20 protein-coding genes are annotated in these 19,929 nt (G+C 67.4%); 2 read left to right on the plus strand and 18 right to left on the minus strand.

Annotated elements, in window-relative coordinates; translation table 11 throughout:
* Positions 1–119: 119 nt before the first annotated feature.
* A complete protein-coding gene (locus SL003B_RS20310; protein WP_083812136.1) occupies positions 120–1,469 on the minus strand; it encodes a ferredoxin reductase family protein in 1,350 nt (449 codons plus the stop codon).
* Complete coding sequence (locus tag SL003B_RS20315; RefSeq protein ID WP_013654754.1) at positions 1,462–1,779, minus strand: PepSY domain-containing protein; 318 nt, start codon at positions 1,777–1,779, stop codon at positions 1,462–1,464. Before SL003B_RS20315 ends, SL003B_RS20310 begins: the two co-directional genes overlap by 8 nt.
* Before the next feature lie 145 nt (positions 1,780–1,924).
* On the opposite strand from SL003B_RS20315, the gene SL003B_RS20320 reads away from it, so the two are divergent.
* Together SL003B_RS20320 and SL003B_RS20325 are read left to right on the plus strand one after the other, a co-directional pair.
* Entirely contained in the window at positions 1,925–2,584 is a 660-nt protein-coding gene (locus tag SL003B_RS20320; RefSeq protein WP_013654755.1) for a response regulator transcription factor, read from the plus strand.
* Complete coding sequence (locus tag SL003B_RS20325) at positions 2,581–3,939, plus strand: sensor histidine kinase (RefSeq protein ID WP_013654756.1); 1,359 nt, start codon at positions 2,581–2,583, stop codon at positions 3,937–3,939. The genes SL003B_RS20320 and SL003B_RS20325 overlap by 4 nt, the downstream gene beginning before the upstream one ends.
* 178 nt (positions 3,940–4,117) lie before the next feature.
* On the opposite strand, the gene SL003B_RS20330 is transcribed toward SL003B_RS20325, so the two are convergent.
* The 16 genes from SL003B_RS20330 to SL003B_RS20405 form a co-directional block, all read right to left on the minus strand.
* Positions 4,118–4,375, minus strand: coding sequence for a hypothetical protein (locus SL003B_RS20330; protein WP_013654757.1), 258 nt, complete (start codon positions 4,373–4,375; stop codon positions 4,118–4,120).
* Positions 4,372–5,046 (minus strand): YcbK family protein, encoded by a 675-nt coding sequence (locus tag SL003B_RS20335; protein WP_013654758.1) that lies wholly within the window; start codon positions 5,044–5,046, stop codon positions 4,372–4,374. The genes SL003B_RS20330 and SL003B_RS20335 overlap by 4 nt, the downstream gene beginning before the upstream one ends.
* 68 nt (positions 5,047–5,114) lie before the next feature.
* Positions 5,115–5,405 carry a DUF6127 family protein gene (locus SL003B_RS20340; RefSeq protein WP_013654759.1) on the minus strand — a complete coding sequence of 97 codons (291 nt, stop codon included), beginning with the start codon at positions 5,403–5,405 and terminating at the stop codon, positions 5,115–5,117.
* Between the two features lie 23 nt (positions 5,406–5,428).
* On the minus strand, positions 5,429–6,709 hold the full coding sequence (locus SL003B_RS22520; RefSeq protein ID WP_013654760.1) for a hypothetical protein: 1,281 nt from the start codon (positions 6,707–6,709) through the stop codon (positions 5,429–5,431).
* The gene (locus tag SL003B_RS20350) at positions 6,709–10,221 is read right to left on the minus strand and encodes a phage tail protein (protein ID WP_013654761.1); all 3,513 of its coding nucleotides are present in this window, start codon (positions 10,219–10,221) and stop codon (positions 6,709–6,711) included. The genes SL003B_RS22520 and SL003B_RS20350 overlap by 1 nt, the downstream gene beginning before the upstream one ends.
* A 6-nt stretch (positions 10,222–10,227) precedes the next feature.
* On the minus strand, positions 10,228–10,677 hold the full coding sequence (locus SL003B_RS20355; RefSeq protein WP_013654762.1) for a C40 family peptidase: 450 nt from the start codon (positions 10,675–10,677) through the stop codon (positions 10,228–10,230).
* Positions 10,667–12,247, minus strand: coding sequence for a DUF2163 domain-containing protein (locus SL003B_RS22525; RefSeq protein WP_013654763.1), 1,581 nt, complete (start codon positions 12,245–12,247; stop codon positions 10,667–10,669). The genes SL003B_RS20355 and SL003B_RS22525 overlap by 11 nt, the downstream gene beginning before the upstream one ends.
* Positions 12,244–12,846 carry a DUF2460 domain-containing protein gene (locus SL003B_RS20365; protein WP_013654764.1) on the minus strand — a complete coding sequence of 201 codons (603 nt, stop codon included), beginning with the start codon at positions 12,844–12,846 and terminating at the stop codon, positions 12,244–12,246. The genes SL003B_RS22525 and SL003B_RS20365 overlap by 4 nt, the downstream gene beginning before the upstream one ends.
* Positions 12,847–12,857: 11 nt before the next feature.
* Positions 12,858–15,362 carry a phage tail tape measure C-terminal domain-containing protein gene (locus tag SL003B_RS20370; RefSeq protein WP_041375665.1) on the minus strand — a complete coding sequence of 835 codons (2,505 nt, stop codon included), beginning with the start codon at positions 15,360–15,362 and terminating at the stop codon, positions 12,858–12,860.
* Entirely contained in the window at positions 15,355–15,540 is a 186-nt protein-coding gene (locus tag SL003B_RS20375) for a DUF7697 family protein (protein ID WP_013654766.1), read from the minus strand. The genes SL003B_RS20370 and SL003B_RS20375 overlap by 8 nt, the downstream gene beginning before the upstream one ends.
* A 44-nt stretch (positions 15,541–15,584) precedes the next feature.
* Positions 15,585–16,034 carry a hypothetical protein gene (locus tag SL003B_RS20380; protein WP_013654767.1) on the minus strand — a complete coding sequence of 150 codons (450 nt, stop codon included), beginning with the start codon at positions 16,032–16,034 and terminating at the stop codon, positions 15,585–15,587.
* Positions 16,035–16,044: 10 nt separating this feature from the next.
* A complete protein-coding gene (locus SL003B_RS22530) occupies positions 16,045–17,316 on the minus strand; it encodes a phage tail tube protein (RefSeq protein ID WP_013654768.1) in 1,272 nt (423 codons plus the stop codon).
* 22 nt (positions 17,317–17,338) lie between these two features.
* Positions 17,339–17,773, minus strand: coding sequence for a hypothetical protein (locus SL003B_RS20390; protein WP_013654769.1), 435 nt, complete (start codon positions 17,771–17,773; stop codon positions 17,339–17,341).
* Positions 17,774–17,867: 94 nt separating this feature from the next.
* Positions 17,868–18,473, minus strand: coding sequence for a DUF6441 family protein (locus SL003B_RS20395; RefSeq protein WP_242390288.1), 606 nt, complete (start codon positions 18,471–18,473; stop codon positions 17,868–17,870).
* Between the two features lie 38 nt (positions 18,474–18,511).
* Positions 18,512–18,826: a head-tail joining protein gene (locus SL003B_RS20400; RefSeq protein WP_013654771.1), complete on the minus strand. Its 315-nt coding sequence runs from the start codon at positions 18,824–18,826 to the stop codon at positions 18,512–18,514.
* Between the two features lie 2 nt (positions 18,827–18,828).
* Positions 18,829–19,851, minus strand: a complete 1,023-nt coding sequence (locus SL003B_RS20405) for a major capsid protein (RefSeq protein ID WP_013654772.1) — start codon at positions 19,849–19,851, stop codon at positions 18,829–18,831.
* Between the last annotated feature and the right edge of the window lie 78 nt (positions 19,852–19,929).

Here is a 19,929-nt window from a genome sequence, read left to right on the forward strand (position 1 = left end):
GGCGCAGCGATTTCCGCTTCAGGTTGCCGTCAGGAAGAAATGGCCCCGCCGGTGAGAGCGGGGCCAAAAGGCGCAGGCGAGAGCCACACGGCTGGCGTGGCGATGTGACAGGCCCTTTCTCAGGCGAATTCGAACTGCTCGAAGCGGACCCGCCGCGGCATCTGGTTCTGTGCCTTCAGGCCCTTGAGGATCCCGTCCTTCAGGCCGGTCGGGCCGCAGAACCACAGATCTGCATCCTTGACCGCGAACGGCGCCGCGCTGATCAGGCGCTCGGCCGTGAGTCGGCCATCGCGCGTCGTGACGACCACCTCGAAACTGAACCTCGGGTTGCGGGCGGCCGCAGCGCGCAGCGTCTCCACCCCGATCGCTTCCTCCTGTGTCCGGACGCAATGGACGAGGTGAATGTCGCGCCTCTCCGCCTCGGTCAGGCTTTCCGCCCAGGCGAGGAAGGGCGTGATGCCGATGCCGCCGGCGAGCCAGATCTGGCGCGCACCGCCCTTGCGGAAGTCGAACCGCCCATATGGGCCCTCGACCTGTACGCGCGTCCCGGTCCGCAAGGTCGCGGGAAGACTCCGCGTCCAGCCGCCCAGCGCCCGGATGGAGAACGTCAGGGCGCCGTCAGGACGCGGGGCGCTGGCGATCGTGAAAGGGTGCGGCTCGGACAGTCCAGCCTCCGGCGCGCGAACAAAGGCAAATTGCCCCGGCCGCCACCGCATGGCCCGACCCATGGGGCTGAGCGTCAGCGTGGTGGTGTCGCCGGTCTGGCTGATCTCGCTGACGGTGAACTCCCGACGCCGCAGCTGCGGGGCGACCAGCTCGGTGAAGATCCACGCAGCGACTCCGGCGATGCCGAATGTGTTGAGAAGCATCGAGAGCGATGGATCTACCCCCGTCGGCATGTCGACGAAGAACTGGTGAAAGACCACGATGGCAAACAGGGCTCCCATGAAACGATGGCTGAAGCGCCAGATCTGATAGGGGATTTCCAGCCCGATGAAGGGCAGCCGCCGGAACCAGCTGACAGCAATCAGCGCGAGAAGCGCGTTGAAGGCGAACTCGCCCGCCTCCGCACCCAGTTCACCAAGGCCGGTTTCACGAACCGTCCGCTCGAAGTCCGGCTCGATCTGCTGATGCAGGATCATCAGGACCATCGCGGAGATGCCCAGCCATTTGTGGACCCGGTACATGCGGTCGAGTCCGCCGAACAATAGCTCCACCAGAGGCGGCCGTGCGGCGAGGATCAGGGTCTGCGCCATTGCGACAACCGCCGCGGCCCCAACTGCAATGCCGAGCGCCGCATCCGCACCATAGGGCGCATAGGTGTTGAACCCGAGCAGCGCCGCCAGCAGGCATGGCAGCGCTACCAGCAACGGGCCCATCAAGGGCAGAGGCGATATGACGGGAAGCCGGGGCGGTGTCGGAAAGCCGGGCGCCGGGACATCACCGGCGCGATGCACTGCATCAGTCATCGTCGCCTCCCTCTCGGTTCCGGTCGCGCCGATCGCCCTCGTCGTCCTCGTATTCGATCTCGATCACCTCCAGCGTGGCCGGGTGGACCGTCACCTCGATCGCGCGCCCTTCGGCATCCCTGCCGTCGATCTCGTAGCAGCCGTCGTCGATCTTGATGCGGCGCACCGTCCAGCCGTTGCCCTCGGCCAGCCGGGCGACGGCGTCGCGCGGCTGCCAATCGGCCATCGGCACGAAGCAGTCGTCGTCCGCCAGTGCGACGCCGGCCGGGAAGACGGCGAGAAAGCCAAGAATTGTCAATGTCTTCTTCATGGGCCAAACTCCTCGTCGCTCGCCTCTTGATGCACTTCATGCGCGGCGAAGCTGACGGCAGCCTGAAGGGGCTCGGCCCATCGGCTTCAGCTTCGCGTCAGTCAGACGGATCATGGAGGGTCATCGGGACAGGACGGGGACGACCATGCGCATACTGCTGATCGAGGACGACACGACACTCGGCGCGGCCGTGCGCGACCAGATCGCAGCCGATGGCCAGTCGGTGGACTGGGTCACGCGGCTCGATGCGGCACGCGACGCGATCGGTTCAACCTCCTACGACCTTATCCTGCTCGACCTCATGCTGCCGGATGGGCGCGGCATCACCTTCCTCAAGGGCCTGCGCGCGAGGGGCGACGTGACCCCAGTCATCATTCTGACCGCGCTCGACCAGGTGTCGGACAGAATCGAGGGGCTGAACGCGGGCGCTGACGACTACCTCGTGAAGCCCTTCGACCTCGCGGAACTGTCGGCCCGGATCGGCTCGGTCGCCCGACGCTACAGCGGTAACCCGAACCCGATCCTGACCCACGGGGCGCTGGACATCGACCTCGCCGCGCGCAGCGTGCATCGCGATGGCAGGCCGGTGCCGCTGACGGCGCGGGAATGGGCGCTGTTCGAGGCCTTCCTCGCGCGCCCGGGGCAGCTTCTGTCCAAGGCGCAGCTGGAGGAGAAGCTCTACGCCTTCGACGCCGAGGTGGAGAGCAACACCATCGAGGTGCATGTCAGCCGCCTGCGCAAGAAGCTTGGGACTTCGGTCATCGAGACCGAGCGCGGCATGGGCTACAGGCTCGGCCGTCCATGAAATGGCCCGCGAGCCTTCAGGGCCGACTCGGCCTGTCGCTTGGCCTCGCGCTGACGGTGCTGTGGCTGCTGGCTGCGACGGTGACGGCCGTGATCGTGCGGGGCGAGTTGGAAGAGGTCTTCGACAGCGCGCTGCGCGAAACGGCGGAGCGGATCCTGCCGCTGGCTGTGACCGATATTGTCGGGAGGGAAGATCAGGGAGTGACGCAACGGCTTGCGCCCATCCGGGAGCATGACGAGCTCTTCACCTACATCGTCCGCGATGGCGAGGGACGCATCCTGCTGCAATCTCATGCGGCCGACCCTGCCGTGTTCCCGCCTTGGGACGGTCCGGGGTTTCGGCAGACCGCCACCCACCGGCTCTACAGCGACGCGGCGCTTCAGGACACGATCCGGATCACCGTGGCCGAGCCGCTGGCCCATCGCGCGTCGGTCGCGCGGGAGATCCGGATGGGCCTGGGCCTGCCGCTGCTGGTCGTCCTGCCGGTCGCGCTTGTGGCCATCATCCTGGCGGTCCGCTTCAGCCTCGATCCCCTGCGCCGGTTTCGGTCGCGGCTCGAGGCGCGCGGCGCCCGCGACCTGTCGGAGGTTCCCGCCGAAGGACTGCCGACGGAGATCGGCCCGCTGGCCGAAACCCTGAACAGCCTTCTGGCCAGACTTCGTGAGGCGTTCGAGGCCGAACGCAGCTTCGCCGCCAACGCCGCTCACGAGTTGCGGACACCGCTGGCGGGCGCCATCGCGCAGGCGCAGCGGCTTCGCTCCGAGACGAGCGAGCCCGTTACCGAAGCGCGCGCCGCGGAGATCGAGGCGACGCTCAAGCGCCTGACCCGGCTTTCCGAACGCCTCATGCAGCTTGCGCGGGCCGAAGGCGGGCGGCTGCGGATGGACCGGAGCGGGGACCTGAGGGCGGTCGCCCGCGTGGTGGTGGACGATCTTGAGCGCGCCAGCACGAAGGACCGCATCGCGCTGACGCTGCCGAGTACAGCCGTCATGTCCGACATCGATCCCGACGCCTTCGCCATCCTGTGCCGCAACCTCGTGGAAAACGCGCTCCGGCACGGAGCCGAGAATACGACGGTCCAGGTTGCGTTGACCGCCGACGGACTGCTTTCCGTCGCGAACGACGGGCCGGTCCTGCCACTCAACACTCTCGACCGCCTGACGGCGCGCTTCGAACGGGCGAACGCGAGTGCCGACGGCAGCGGGCTCGGGCTCGCCATCGTCGCCGCCATTGCGGACCGGATCGGTAGCTCGCTCGTTCTGGAGTCGCCGCGTCCGGGTGCATCTTCCGGTTTCCAGGCGTCGCTCAGGTTGCCGACCGATGGCCAGGACCCTCCTGCGAGGCGCGACGCGTAGTTGGAGGCAGGCGCCGAAACATCAACACACCCGCGCCTGCTCCCGCATAACAGCGTAGTCACTCAGCATTTCAGCGATCGCCGAGTTCTCCGGCAACAAAGCCAGCTCGTCTGCTGCCTGCGCCTGGAACTCCCGGCTGTACTCGACGACCGGCGGACACGCCCCTGGCCCACCGCCGTCAGAAGCGCCCGTCGCGCATCCGCTCAGCCAAATCATTGCGAGAAGCAGGGCGACACGCCGCCGCTTCGAGCATCCGCCTTTGTACGTCATGAGCCCTCTCAATGGTCTCGAGCTGTTCGGCCAGCCGGCCGGCGCGCTCGCCGGAGCGGCGCAGAGCCAGCAGGAACAGAAGGATTGCGATGGCAGTGATGACGTAGCGGATCGCCGTGCGCGTCCATGCCGATCCAGCGAGCGTGGCGAAGAGCCCGCAGATCACCGCCGCCCCCGGCGCCAGTCATCGAGGCGGGCGTAGATCGTGACTGCGATGCCCCCGAGCGCGACGGCGATGAACACCCAGCGGAGCGTATCGAGATACGGCACCAGCGGCAGGATGGCGGTCTGGGTCTCGGCCAGGACGCTCTGCGCGATCTCGACCCCGGCTGCGCCCAGCGTCGCCACGCCAGCCGCGCCACCGCCCTTCATGGTGCGGCTGTCGGCCAAAACCTCGCGCGCTGGTGGCGTTTCTTCGGCGAAGGCAGTCGCCCGAACCGGGAACCGCTCGCCCCACTGCCGCGCGGGCCCGAGATCGACATGGATGAACCCCGATCGCGGGTAGAAGCCGAAGCCGAGGAATCCGACCTCGCGCGCCGCAGCCTCGAAGGCCACCGGATCGTGGTTCGCCATGGCGATGTCGAAGGCGGCGCCGTCGAGATGCTTCGACCGGCCCGCGCCCCCCACGGCACGGTTGTGCTCTGGGCTGCGGTAGGCGGAGCGGACGATCAGCGGCTTGCCCAGCCGGTCGCGCAGCGCCTGCAGCTTGTCGAGCGCCTCATCGTGGATGCGCAAGCTACCGCTGCCGCGGCAGGCGATCTCCGCAGGCGAGAAGTTCTTCCAACGCCAGCGGGCGGTCGGCACGTCGCGCCAGTGGTTGAAGGGGGTGGTCGTCATGGCTGGTCTCCGCACATAAAAAAACTCGCCGAACGGCGGGTCGGTGGGTTGAGGATCGGAAGCGCCGGTCAGGGACCGTTGCCAAACAGTCTCAGCTTGATGGCAATGCCGGCCATGAGGGCGAGCAGGACGCCGGTGGTGATGATGCGAACGGCGGTCTGCACGGCCGTCTGCCTGGCCAGCCGAAACCCGGCCAGCAGCGATCGCAGATCGCGGATGTCCTCGGCCGCCTCCGTCCCGTCGAGCCCAACCTCATGCAGGGCACGGCGGGCGCCGGCTTCGGCGGCGCGTTCGAGCAGCGCCTCGAACTCGTCGCTCGGCAGACTGACCAGCCTGCCGCTGTCGCGTTTCTGTTCCATCGTCGTGGTTCTCAAACTGTCGATCAGATCACCAGCGTCCCGGCGAGCGTGATCGCGATGTCGGCGAGCGTGGCGTCGGGGCTCGCGGGCGCGATCACCTCGAGGAGGTCGCCCGGTTCGAGGGCGGTCTCGCTCACGGCGATGAAGACGGCGATGGAGGCGCTCGCCGCGAAGCGGATGGTGCCGATGCTCGTGCCGTTGCGCTGGACATCGAGGTCCGTCTCTGCGGTGGCCGCGACCCCAGCCGTGCCCTGGCTGCCAGCAAGATCGACCTTGAGCCGCGAGCGCCGGGCCACGACCGTGCGCAGCAGCACCTCCGAGGCGGCGGTCGCGCCCGCCTTAGCGAAGGCGAAGTCCGCCGGCGGATCGGCGGCGTCCTCGGTCTCGACCACTTCGAGCGCGAGCCAGGTGCGCTCCATGCCCCGGAGCTCGCCTGAGGCGCTGACGAACACCGTAAGCTCGAACCAGTCGCCGGCGACGACCGGGAGGACCGCGCTCGCGATGTTCCGCATCTGGTTGCTGTAGCCGCTGTCGCCGCGGACGATGAAGGAGCCGCCACCGATCACGCCGCCGCCGTTCATGCGAATCTCGACCAGCTGGCTCGTCGGCGAGGTCTGCCACTCGATATTGCCCGTGAGCCGGACCTTGGTTACACCGGCCGGCACGGTAAGCCGCGTCGGCTGGCCGGCGTCCCAGAGCGCGTCGCTATCGTAGACGGCGCTCTGCCAGGAGATCGGAACATAGGCGCCGGTCGTCGAGACGCTGAAGTTGGTGGTCCGCCGCACCAGCGCGCCCCGGAAGGGCAGCAGGGCGCGCTGGAAGATGCCGACACCGGCAGCACCCCAGAACACGCCATCGAACTGGAGCACGTCGCTGGCGACGGCGGCACCGATCGCGACGTCGGTCAGGTCGTTGAGAGCACCGGCGCCGCCGCCGACCCCGAAGAGATCGCTGCCATTGCCCTGCACCAGCACGGTGGCGTCGGGCAGGATGATGACCTCCGCGCCCGAACCCGCGTACTTGGCCCGGACCTCCTGGCCGCCGCTGGTCGCGTTCCGGATCGCGAGCCGCCGGTGATTGGCGGGCAGCGTCAGGACGCGCGCAGCCGTGAGCGTGCCGGTGAGGACGATCAGGCCGTTGCGGTTGGCTTGCGCGCTGGTCAACGTCACGTTGGCGTCAGCCATAGCCAGTGACAACGCCCGATTCATGGAGTTGTCGAGGGCATCGACCGCGTCGTTGATCGTGACCTCCTTCTGGTTCTGGGCGGCGGCGACATGGGTCACGGCCAGATTGGGGCTGGGCATCAGGTAACCTCCAAGGTGACGGCGCGCGGAAACCCGCGACCCACGACCGCGCTCATTTGATGGACGGCGACCGAAAGTTCCGTGGGAACAGCGCCGAAATCGGCCAGGATGTCAGCATTGGCGTAGACGGCGCTCGGGCTGGTGGAGGTGAGCGTGCGCTTCACCGCACCGCCGGGACCATCGAGGATGTCGACCTCATATGCTTCGCTGGCTTCCCCAAGCGGCACCACGCCGGTCCCATCCTTCAGCTCGCCGCCAATACGCGTGCGACGGATCCAGGAGAGCGTGATGTTCGCTGGGCTGCCGCTCGTAGTCGCGCGAACGTTCCACGGCGCGTAGGGTCTGAGGTCGCGGCCGCCGTGGCTCTGGACGAGCGTCTCGGCATCCTCGAACAGCGTGCCGAAGCCGACGGCGCGCCAGGATCGCGGCAGTCCGAGATCGCCGAGCGCCGTGACAAGCGTCTCGACGTCATCAGGATCAAGCAGCACGAAGACCTCACCTGCCGCATGGCCATCGACGAAGACGTCCGTGCCGCGTCGGCCGCGCAGCAAGCCGGTGAGCGTGTAGGAGCCATCCGGGTTCAGCGTGACATCACGGAACTGGATGATCTCGGGCTCGCCATTGGCCTTCAGCACGAGGGCCGCATTGGCGCCATTGACCAGAGCCTCCTGAGTGACGCTCTCCAAGCGCTCGCCGCCGGTGGTCATGAAGACGGTGAGGCTGTTCTCCTCGTCGGTGCCGAACGGCGAACGAGGCGCGCCCAGAGCATTCGCCGTGGCGCCCCATGCGGCTTCGCTGAGGGCCCGCCCGACCTGCGCCCATGCGGAGCCGTCGGCGCTGCGATAGAGGGCAGCGCCCGGCCAGCCGGGACCGCCGAACCCCGCCATCAGATAGTAGATCCGCGAGCCCGCACCGCCCGCATCATCGACATCGCGCAGGAGCGGCAGGTCGGGCAGGATAAGCCGCGTGGCGGCGTTCGCGCCCACCAGCTGGACGGGTTTGCCGGAACCGCCATCGGCGACGACCGAGGAGACATAGGTGGCGGACGTCTCCGAGACGCCCTTCACCGCGAGCGAGAAATCCGCGCCCACATCGAGCCGGTTGATCCGCGTCCGGAAGGTCGATCCGGTGGCGAAGGCCACATCCACCACATCGGTCGGATCGAGCCGCAGCCAGTCTGGCGGCAGTTCGGCTTCGTAGGCGCTGCGCTCGATCCAGGCGCTGTAGAGCGTCTTGGCGGCGATGCGCTTGGCCGTTGTGGCGTCGATGGCGAGCGCGAGCTCGAGGCTCGCCTGGTTGCGCGAGTGCATGGTGGGGAGCGGCAGCGAGGCCCGCTTCTCGCTCTGCGTGCCTTGCTGATAGTCGGCGTCGCGGTCCATGTAGACGACGGCGACGCGCTCGGGCAGCTCGACTTCCTGCGTGCGGCGCTCGCGCCAGCTTTCGCCCGTCTGGCTGTCGAGCGGCACAAGGTATTCGGCCGGGATCGTGGCGACCGGCGCGCGCCCGCGATTTCGGAAGCGAAGCGTGTCGTCGGTTTCGGCGGCGTCGAAGAAATAGGCCTGCGCCAGCGGCTCGATCGCGCCGCGCACGGTGGTCTGCCGGCCGATCACATAGCCGGGCACGGATGGCGTGAGCTCGGCGACGTCAATGTCGGCGAGCCCGAGGCCGGCGCGCCCGCAGAGATCGGCGACGATGGACGACAGCGCCTCACCCTCGCCACCGCCGCGATTGAGGAACAGCCGGGCCCAGCCGCTGCTGCCGCGCACCAGATGGGTGTCGGTGACGGCGTCGTAGACCTGCGCGCCCTGTTCGCTGACCGCACCCGGCCAGATCTCATTGAGCATGATGGCGCCCGTTGCCGTGTCGAGCTGGACGACGCGCGTCGAGCGCATCAGCGTCCAGCGCTGGCCCCGCAAGCGGCTCTGACCGAAGAACGGGCCCTCGTAGTTGATCTTGTGCGGGACCGCCGTCTTCCAGACGATGCCGTTGTCGGCGCGCCACTTGATCGTGTAGATCGTCCCGGCCGAGCCGCCGTTCGACATCGTGATCTGGAAGATGACGCTGTCGTCGGTGGCGTCGTAGGTCAGTCCGCCGGCATCGCTGTAGAACCCCGTCGCGCCAGCTTCGATCTGCGCAGGCGTGAAGCTCGCCACTTTCTCGAAGGTGACGCCGAGCGACTGGCCGGTGAGACCGTCATACTGCGCGAAGGCTGAAACCCGGATGCGGTAGAGCCCGAGGCTGGTGTGGTTCAGACTGCTCGATGTCGCGCTCGCCAGAATCCAGCCATCGCCATAACCCTCTCCGACGGCGCCGCCGATTGCACCCCGGATGCGGGATTCCGTCACAGTCTGGCCGGCGCCCCAGACGTAGCCCATGCTGTCGGCGCGCAAGAGCCCGATGTCGTTGAACAGCGATCCGGTCAGCAGGAAATCGACCCGACCGGACGGCCCGTAGGCCGAGATCATTCCCATCCACGTCGTCGTCACGAAGCGGGTCGTGGTGTTGGAAAGGCCGGTGCTGGTGAAGCCGAAGCGGCCCACTTCCTTCAGCGCGTTCGGCTCGACACGGATGATCGGCCGCGAGTTGCCCGAGCCTACCGTCAGGTAGAGGTGACCGTCCTCGCCGCAGAACAGCGTGCTCGGGAAATTGTTGGGCGTGACGGCGGCAACGTCCGTCATTCGCGCCTGGCGGTCCTCCGCCATGGTGCGCAGATCGAAACGGCGGATGCCGGCGGCTTCGGCGTTGCTGCTCGACGAGACGAAATAGCCGTAGCCGCGCCGCCAATCGATCGCGAGGTCGCTGATCTGGTAGGACCCGAAATAGCCGCCTTCGCCCGTCGTGATGAAATCCAGCAGCTGATAGGGCTGCTGCGCGGCGCGGCGATAGGTGATTTCCGCCGTGATGTTTGGGATGCGGTTGCCGAAATCGGCGAGCGCCAGATCCTCGAAGACAATGACGCAGAGCCCGCGATGCGCAGGTGCGCGACCGGCGCCCACATGCGCTTCGATCAGCGGATCCGGTAATTGAGCCTCGCTGCCGCGATGAAAACGGAAGCGCAGGTTTGGCTTGGCGACGTCAGGGCTCGATCCGGTCTTGTCATAAATGAGCTTGCCGTCGGCCCAGATGCGCAGCACGTCCTCGGCTGGGCCCTCACCGAAGCTCAGCGCGAAGGACGCGAAATAGGAATAGCTGATCGAGGTCTGGGTGCTGCGCCCGCCGCCGCCCTTGCCGCCGGATCGGGTGCGGGTGACGTTCTGCTGTTCGCGAATGCCCGACGACCAGATCATGTTGCCGGCCATGCGCAGCGTGCCGTAGCCGATCGGGATCGATGCGCCGTAGGCGGAGGACGAGACGGTCAGATCGCCCAGCCGCGGACCCTCGGTGGTGACGTTCTGCCCCTTGGCGGGAAACAGCAGGCTGCCGACGACGGAGCCCACCAGCCAGCCGGCCTGCCAGCCGAGACCGACGGCGGAGCCGAGCGCGGCCCCGCCTACTGCGACGAGGATGGCCATGAGAGTTCAGTGTCCGGGAGAGCGAAAGCGAAAGGCGAATTTGACCTTGGCCGGCCACTCGCCGGCATAGGGCTCTTCGATGACCTGCCTGCGGGTCGCATGGGCGTGCAGCAGATGGGGATGGCCGAGCCGCTCGGTCAGGAAGCCGCAGTGGCAGGGATAGGCCTGATCGGCGAAGACGAGCACGTCACCGGGCTGGGCCTCCGGGATGGCCACGCCGTCCATGTTGCCCCGGAAATGTTCGACGAAACCCTGTCCCTGAGCGCGGCGGCTGTAGCCGGTGCTGTCATAGTCCGAGAGATCGAGCGCCCGGGCGACGCAGACCACCAGCCCGACGCAGTCGATGCCCGAACGCGTGCGCCCCTGATGCCGCCAGGGAACGCCAAGCCAGCCGCGGGCATCGGTGACGACCGCCTCGGGTGTGACGGCCTCAGGGGTAATGATCTCAGCGGGCATCGGGATAGCTCATCATGGCGTCCTGCCCCGGCACGTAGGGCTCGCCGCGGAAGTTGAGGACGTTGGCAAAGCGGGCGATGCAGGTGTCGAGGCGCTTGTCGCAGCCGGGATGGATGCGGAAGAGGTCGCCGACCCGGATCGCATAGCCCATGGGCAGGAACAGCTCGGCGCGGCCCGTTGCTTGGGTCCACGCCTTCACTTCGATCGAGCGTCCGGCATTCGGCCCGCTCTCCCAGGCCAGCACGCCGCCGGCGAACCAGCCGTCACTCGCGCGGGACTCGTCGACCGATGCCGTGAACACCGCCCGGTCGACGACATCGGTGACGATCCCGGCCCGACTCCAGGACTCCATGGCCTCAAACACGGCCGTTCCGTCGGTGGTCTGCTGGCCGACGGAAGTGTCATAGGCTGGCTGGTCAGCAGCCGTCGTACCCGCACCGACGCAGCGGTAGACGCGATTCTCAAACACGGTCGCTGTGCCGACGCCTGTCGTCGTGTCGGTGAAGAAGCCGCTGACGGCGTCGAGCGCGGAATTGCACACCGAGCCGCTGACCCTCGTGCCGTTGAAGATCACGCGCAGCTGCCGGGTGCCCGAGGGAACCAGCGCGTCGGCGACCTGGCAGAGCGTCCAGACGCCGGTCATCGCCTCACTGCCGGTGTCGAGCGGTGTGGCCAACACAGCGCCCAATTCATCGAGCAACTGCACGCGCAGCCGTCCCTGATCGACGGTGTTGCCGCCGCCATTGGCCCGCCATCCGCCGACGGTCAGGCGGTAGTCGCCGGCATCGAGGATGGCCTCATCGAGAACATCGGCGAGATCGACGGTCTGACGCAGCTCGAAGCTGGCGACATTGCCGCCTTCAAGAAAATGCGTTCCAGTCTTTGGCCCGAGCGCGCCGCTCGCAGTTTTCGCCGCCGCCGAGCCGGAAGCTACGGTCCAGCCGGAGAGATTGCCGGCATCGAAGCCAGGATTGACGAAGGGAATTCCGATCGTCGCGAGCGCCGAGGAGGTACGCACGCGGACGGTGTCGCCGACGGCATAGGACGTCGAACGCTGGATCTCGGGCGGATGGATCGGCACTTTGCAGCGCGGGTCGCCGAGATCGGCGCGGCATTCAGGGCTGTAGAGCTCGCCGATACGCTGGGAGAGCGCCTGCGTCATGCCGCGCAGCTCTGTGCGGAAAACGCCTTGCTCGGTCAGCACCACCTCGCCAAACCAGCCGCGCCGCATGCGAAGCGCGCCCATCGAAGGATCGGCCCAGTTGACGAGGAAGATGCGCACCTCCGCCTGATCAAAGAGACCCGCGCGCAGCTCCTCCTCGGTGATCGCCTCGTCATCGAACACGCCCTCGACGTCGAGATTATCGACGCTGAGGCTCGCATCATTGGCGATCGCCGTGCGCGAATAGCCGGAGCTCGCCTTATAGAGATCGCCGTCGAAGACGAGATCGCGGTCATGGTCGGTGAAGAAGAACTCCCGGCCATCCACGCGCGTGATGCGCCAGCAGGTGGCGAGCGTGGTCACGGGCCCCGCCAGGTGAGTGGCGAGCGCTGTCGATGTCGACTTCATGGGCGGATCTCCAGCACCGGGATCTGGCCCCAGCTGCCGAGCTGATAGGTCTCGATGGTGATGTCCATCTGGTCGCTGTCGAAGCGAACCGGCACGTCGAACTCGAAATCCGCCGTCACCTGGACACCCGACGCTGGCGCGGTCGTGAAGGTCACGAGCCCTGTCGCCGTGTTCACCGTCCAGCCCGTGACCGCCTCGACGCCGTCGCGATAGATCTTGACCGTGCCAGGAACCGGTTTGGCGATGATGCGGCTCTCGATCTCGCCGCCGCTCGCATAGCGCCTGACGAGCTGGAAAGTCTTGTTGGCCCCATCGCCGACGCCGAGCACCTGCGCGAATGCCTGATAATCGGTCCAGTCCTTGAAGCGGAATCCGTAGGCGCGCCCCTTGCGGGCGCGGAAGAAGGCGATCAGCGCCGCGACCTGCTCGCGCTTCTTGAGGCCATGCGCCACGTTCCATTTGCCTCGCGCGGCGGCCCAGTTGGCATTGCGGCGCTCGTGCCCCGACACGGTCGTCACCACGGTCGTCGAATAACCCGGTCCGCCCGACGCCCCGTAGGAGATGTCGGGCGGGAACTGCACCTCATGAAATCCGCTCATCTGTCGACCCGTCAGAGATTGCGCCGCGCTCGTTCCATGGCGCGGGCAGCGTCCGCCGCGATCTGGCCTTGCGCGTGGCGGAAGCTGTTCGCGTCGGGTGTCGAGATGTTCATCACGACATTGACAGGCGGGCGCGTGTCGCGGCCCGAGCCCATCGCTGCGAGCTGGGAGCGCGACAGCACCATCTCTCCGCGCTGCAGGATGGCGGGCACCTCGTCTGGACGCAGGCCCGCCCGTCCGCCAACAATGCCGCCGCCATGCAGGCGCGGCGCACCGGCAAAAGCGAACGCCGGGACGAGCCGCTGCGGCGCAGGAGCGCCGACGATGCCGCCCGCGTGGAAGATGCCCGACAGGATGCCGCCGCCCCCGCCGAACAGATTGCCGAAGATCCCACCGCCGCTACCCATGCCGCCGAGCGCGTTGGCGAGGGGCCCGAGGATCGCCGAGCGCAGCGCGATGCGGGTGATGTCTGCCAGGATGCTATCGGCGAGCGCCTTGAAGTCGAATTTGCCGGTCGTCACGAACTTCGCGACAGCGTCTTCGGCCGACCGGAACGCACTGGTGAGCGCATTGCCGAGGCCCTTGCCCCAATTCGCGGCCTCTTCGGCATAGCGCGCGAGCTCGTCCCTGACGGCGGCCCAGCCCGTTGCGGCCTCGTCAGCCGCCGCCTTGATCTCCCGGCCGGCCTCGCGACTTGCCGCGGCGGCGCGCCCTGCCGAGCCTCTGCCGCCCGCTCCATCACCTGCCTCATCGCCACTGCCACCAATCGCGCCGAACGCCGTGTCAAGCCGCTCCGTCGCCGCAGCAGCCTCATCGATCTGGGAGTTCGCCCCGGCCATCGCCTCGCGGAGCGCAGCGACCGACTCCAGCGGCGCACCGGCAAGTTCACCAAGTGCACTCGCGGTTTCACGGGCGCTTGTCGCGGCGCGACGGGCATCCTCCGCGAAGGCGGAGAATCCGAGATCCGGAACGCGAAATGCATCGGTCTCGAAGGCGGCCGCGAAGGCGTCGCGCGCAGCCGCGCCAGCGCCTTCGGCCGCGCCCGCAAATTGGTTTTCGATCCGGCCGAGATCGATATCCGGAACGAGTCTGATTTCGGTCTCGATGCCGATCGCTGAAAGCGCGGCGCCAATTCCCTGCACCAGGCCGTTGATGCCGCGCGTGGCGCCGTTCAGCATCCATTCGACGGCGGCGATCAGCGCATTGGCCGCCCGGATGGCAAAGTCGCCGATCGCTGCCGGCAGTCGACGCCAGATCGCCACCATGGCGTCGAACGCGCCCTGGAAGACGTTGACGGTCCGATTGCCGAAAGCGACGACGGCATCGAGAGCGCCTTGCAGCGCGTCGGCGACGTTCGCCTGAATGCCGAGCCAGGCTGCGGCGATCCGGTTCTTCAGCACCTCGACGAACAGGCCGATCCGGTCCCACACTTCACGCGCCACATCGCCCAGCAGATTGAGCGCCGCGCCGAAGCCGCCCGTGGCCTGCACGAGCCGCCCGAACTGATAGATCAGCTCACCCGCCGCCACGACCAGCGCGCCGATCCCGGTGCGGATGATCGCCCCGCGCAGGAAAACGAGCGCAGTGGCAAGACCACGCACCGAGACGGCAGCTACCACCATGCTGGCGACGAAGCGCCCCGCCATGAGCCCGACGAAGGCGGTGGCGATCGAGGCAAGCCGTCCGAGATTGTCGAACAGAAGCCGAATGGCCTGCCCGAGCGGACCGGTCGTGCGTGAGATCGCGGCCAGCGCATCAGCAACGGCTTCGAGCGCCGGCGCTGCGGCGACCGCCAGCTGGTTCGAGACCCCACGCCAGATCAGACCGAGGCGAGAGATAGCGTCATTGGTGCGCTCGATCTGGGCCGCGTCTTGTTGCGACACCACGACCCCGAAGTCCCGCACGTCCTGCGTCGCCGTCCTAAGCGTCGCCGTATCGATGCGCAGGAAGGTGAGCGCGGCGCGATCGCCGAAGAGCTGGGAGGCGACCGCCGCACGCTCGGCCTCGGGCACGTAGCGGGCGAGAGCCTCCTGGATGGCGGCGATGCGCTGGTCGAGGGGAAGGCGCTGCAGTTCCTGAGAGGTCAGCCTGAGACGTTCGAGCGCGCCGACCGCGGCTCCGGTTCCGGCTGCTGCCTGGCTCAGGCGCCGGGTCAGCTGGATGGTCGCCTGTTCGATCTCGCCCATGGAGACGCCGGCAAGATCACCGGCGCGCTCCAGTACCTGGATACTCTCGACCGTCGTGCCGAGTGAGGCGGCAAGCTTGGCCTGATTGTCGATGACCTGCAGGCCGGAGCGGATCATCGCCGCCGCGCCCGCTGCAAATGCCGCTGCAGCAGCAGCCGCTGCTATCTGAACCCGGCGATAGAAGGCGGCGACGCGCGTGTTCGCCGCATCCATTTCGCGGGAGAGGCGCCGCATGCCCTGTTCACCCGCATCGCCGATGCCCTGCAGCTCGGCGCGAACCTCGCGGCCGCCGACGACGGCAAGGCGCACGGACACCCTTTTCTCAGCCATCGTGTTCAGCCTTCATTTGCGCATTGAGGCCGCGGACCATCATTGCCTCGATGTCCGGCAAGAGCTCCGCGCAGATGAGTGTGTTGAGCCCGAGCGCCTCGGCGATCGCGAGGGCGGCGGTCATGTCGAGCCCCAGGACTGCGCCGGGGATGGCGCGCAGCTGGCCCGTGAGCCGCAAGGCGAGATCCCAGACCTGCCAGACTTCGAGGGTATGGGGGCGGTTCAGGACGGCTGGACACTCGCCGCAGATGCGCCCTGTGTTGACATGACAGGATCGGCAATACTGGTCGCCCCCGCTGAAATGCCATTCGGCAAGGGCGCGGAGCCGTTTTTTTCCGCTTCCAGCAGCAGACCCTTCGAGACGTAGCGCAGCTGGAAGGCTTCGAAGAGCGGCAGGATGTCGAGCAGCGCATCGATCCCTTCCGGCGTGACCGGCACGGGATTGCCGTCCGCATCACCGACGCCCTCCCAGTCCTCGACCACGAGCCGCGCCAGCGCCTTGGCCATGGCGACCGCGATGGTTTCGTTCGATGCCCCTTCGGGCAGGCTGGTGACGGTCGGATCGCTGCGCGCCGCCGCCATCAGGGATGTCGTGAGCGGACCGACGTGCAGGCGCACACCGTGGCCGAGATCGAGCCAGCGCGGCTCGCGGGAGAGATCAAGACGGATCATGGATGCATCCTCATGCGTAGCTAATGACGTCGTTCAGGAGATGGGCGCGCAGCATGGTGCCCTCGCTGTCATCGAAGGCGGCGCGCCAGTCGAAGCTCGCCTCGACCCCGCCGGGGCCGGAGACGGCGTATTTGGGTTTTGGCAGGAAGACGCGCGGTAGCTCGAAGCGGAGCGCATAACCCTCGGGGAAGGTGAAGCCGTAATCCAGTGCGACGGGATCGCCATTGGCGGCTTCGGCGACCAGCGTCGCGCCGTCGAAGCGCACCGACATCGAGCCTTCGGCGGACGCGAAGGTCGGATCGGCCGCCTCGATCTTGCCGTCCTCGCGGATCACCCGCACCCGTTCGAGATTGTTCGAGAAGGTGAGACTGCCGCCGGTGACGCCCGCGAGCGGCTGACCGCCACGCCGGATGAAGCCGCGTCCCTGACTGAAACGGCGCAGCGAGAATGCATCCGGACTGGCGTCGACGGTGGCGGCGAAACGTTCCTCGCCCTGCGCCACGAGCTCGAGGCGGGCGTTTGCCGGTCCCTCCTGGCCCATCTCGAAATTGAGGCTCTCCATCACCGTGCCGAGATGGCGGAAGAAGACCGGGGTCGTCAGCTTCGGGTGGCCGATCTCGATCGTGTAGCTCGGGATGTCGTCGGCGCCGCTCTCCCAGACATGGGCATAGCCGCCACCGGTCAGCGTCGGGCCGGACACGCTCGCCGCGGATGCTGCAAGGGTGAAGCTGTTGCCAGTCGGGCCGGCCGTGTCGAACACGATCACGAGCGTCTGGGTGCTCGTCGGCCGGGACCAGGTGCATTTGGCGATCTCGGCATCGGCCGAGGCGTTGAGATCGTTGACCAGTTGATCGAGGGTCTGAGTGACCGTCGTCTGGATTTCCGTCTCGTCGCCCGATGGCGTCCCGGAGACGAAGGTCCAGACGGTACTATTGAGCGTGATCGTGTCGCCGGGCGACGGATTGGCCGCGAAGGAAATCGAGCCAGAGGCATTGACCGGCGTCGTCACGGGGTCGCCGAACAGGCCGGTCAGCCAGAAGCCGGTGCCGCGCAGGTCGAACGGGATATCGATCTGCCCCTCGTCGGTGATGAGGCCGCGATAAGGATCCTGCGCGTTTCGCCCCCGTCCCAGCAGCGGGTCGTCACCGAGCGGCTGGGCCGAGGACAGATCGGTCGATTTGAAGTCGAGGCTTCGATAGCCGGTAAGCGGCGCGACCCCATAGCTTGCCTCCCGGCAAGCCTTGAGCGTGGCGTCCGCGCCGTAAGCGCGTACCTTGGGCATGGATAACTCCTGTTCCTGAAGATCAGTCGCTGAGCGGATCGCTCACCAGGTATTCGACCGTGACGACGAGCCGGGCGGTCAGGACCGGGGCCGCCCCCTCGATCGCCAGCGCTCCGGTTTCCGGCGCCGACGGCGTCAGGTTCTCGGCGAGTCCGCCGAGGGAGGGATCGATCCTGAGCGCCGCACCGATCGATCCGAGCAACGTGTCGAGCGCCGCTTCGCCTCCGCCCGTCGGATCGCGGGGCACATAGACCTCGATCTCGACCCGGTGGGCGTAGAACTCCGTGCGCGGATTGAGCGTCACGTCCGGCTCGCCCGGATCGCCGTCGCGCAGGATGACGAGACCGGCTGCCAGCACCTTCTCGGGAAGGACCTCATTTCGACGCACGTTCGCGTCCAACGCATTGTCGAGCGTCTGGAAGAGAGCTCCGAGGATGGCTTCACGACGGCTGGACACTGGTTTTCCTCAGGCTTGGGGCCAATCCAGGTGATCTCGCCGCACAGAATGCGGCGCGCACATGCACTGGGATGCGAAGAAGGCGAAGGCGGGGCTACCGCCCATCGACCCAGTTGCGGACGACCAGGCCGGGCAGCCGCTCCTGCCAAGTGTTCGCTGCGGAAGCGACATCGAGCCGCTTCCTGAATGTGACCTGCGGCACCAGAATGAAGATCGGCACGGTCACCAAGCCGCGTCCTCTGCGCACAGCGGCGGCACTGGCTCTGGCGTATCCGCCCCGCTTCCCCGTCCGCGCCCGCATGTTGTCGGCGACGAGCAGAGATGCAGCGTTGCGCCGGTAGACGAAGCGCAGCCGCTGCCCGGTACGCCGTTCCCATCCGCCGGGCGTAATCTTGCGGCCACCGTCGCCGAAGCGTCCGGCAGCAGCGGTCGGAATGGCCAGAAAGAAACCCTTGGTCGACCGGATGGTGGCGCCGTCTTCGTAAATGCGAATGATGCCCGGCGCCTTCGACCAGACGAGTCCCGCCGCCCGGATGCTGCTCTGGCCCTTGGGGAAGGTCTCGGACCGCCAGGTGCGCGCCAGTCGAGGGCCGAGCCCCGCATTGGTGATCTGTGTTCTGAGCTCGGTCTTGAGCCCCTCCGCCGCCTCACCGACACCGGCCGTGACAGCCTTTTCGGCCGCCTTGACCTCCTCGGCCATGATGCGACCAAGGTCACCGATGATGGTCGAGGACAGCCTCATGCCGGTCTCAGCTCCACGGTCCAGACAAGGCGTTCGCTGTCGCGCACGGGCTCTCCCTGCACGACGTAGATCGCGCCGTCGATTTCGAAGCCATCCGCTTCCGCCAGGTTCGGGGCGTCATGCGTTCGTACATCACCAATGACGCCTTCGCTCCAGATGCGCGTCTCGCCGAAGCTCTCGACACGATCCGGCTGTCGCAAGACAATCCGGACGGTCACCGGCGCGCCCGTGCCGCCTGCCCGCCAGATGGCATCCCGCGCGAGATTGGGATCGGCGAAGAGGTCGTCGATCGCCTCTGCGAAGATGCTCATGCTCAGTTGCTGGAGAAGATGCGCACGGCGAGACGCGGCCGCTTGTTGATCGGCAGGATCGAGGCCTCGGTCTTGACCTCGATGGCGCTGCCGTCGGGGCGGGCAATCTGCCGCGCGTAGATCGGAAGGCCGACCGTGTTGACCGTCTCGATCAGGTTGGCCGGCGCGCCGTGGGTGACGAAGGTGTCGAGCGTGCCGAGCGGGAACGCGATGCCCTCGCCGGAGGGGATCAGCGTTTCCGTTGTGCCGGTCGAGAGCGTGACGGTGGCGTTGTACTCCTCGAACAGGATGCCGGCGAAGGGAAAACGTCGGCGGGTGTCCTCGCGCAGCGGCTGCGCCCCGGTCGAGGAGTAGTACTTGTAGGCCTCCTCGACCTTGGCGTGGCCGATCAGCTTGTCGAAGAACTCCGGGCTCACCATCGCCAGCACACCGGTCATGGTCTCGCCCTTGAGCTCGGTCTCGATCTTGCGCAGCACGTCGCGCACCTTGCCCTGAACCTGGGTGCCGGCGGTGCCGAGCACGAAGTCCGTCTCAAGCTGCGTGAGCCCGAACTCGGTGAAGTAGTTGTAGAGCGTGGTGCCGGCGCCGTCCTTGACGATGCCGCGCAGCGCATTGACCTCCATGTACTCGCGGGTCTGGGCGTGCTTGACCCGCATGCGGGTGAGCTTGCGCTCCATGACGGTGGCGAGCGGGTCGGCGGCATCGGCCACGCCGAAGCCGCGCACGCCCTGGATGTCCTGGGGCGTGATCACGTCGTCGTGGGGAATCCACGGCACCGTGAAGGAGCGCATGGAGCGCGTGTCGCGGTTGGCGACGGTGGCGGGACCGCCGAGCGGCACCGTGGGCAGGAGGTTCAGCACGCCTTCCGCCTGCTCGATGACGACGGAGCGCTGTGTGACGCCCTCGAAGCGGAACAGGCCCATCTGCCCGAGCCGGGTGTAGACGTTGGGCAGGATGTTGATGGCCTGGGTCATCTCGGCGAGCGAGTAGCCGCCCGCGTCGAACGGGTTGATCATGGCGACCATGATGTCGGGTCTCCCTGGGATGGAACGGGCATGAAAAAGGCCCCGAAGGCGGACGCCTCGGAGCCGGTGACGGATTGG

Source organism: Polymorphum gilvum SL003B-26A1 (genome assembly GCF_000192745.1).
Lineage (GTDB): Bacteria > Pseudomonadota > Alphaproteobacteria > Rhizobiales > Stappiaceae > Polymorphum > Polymorphum gilvum.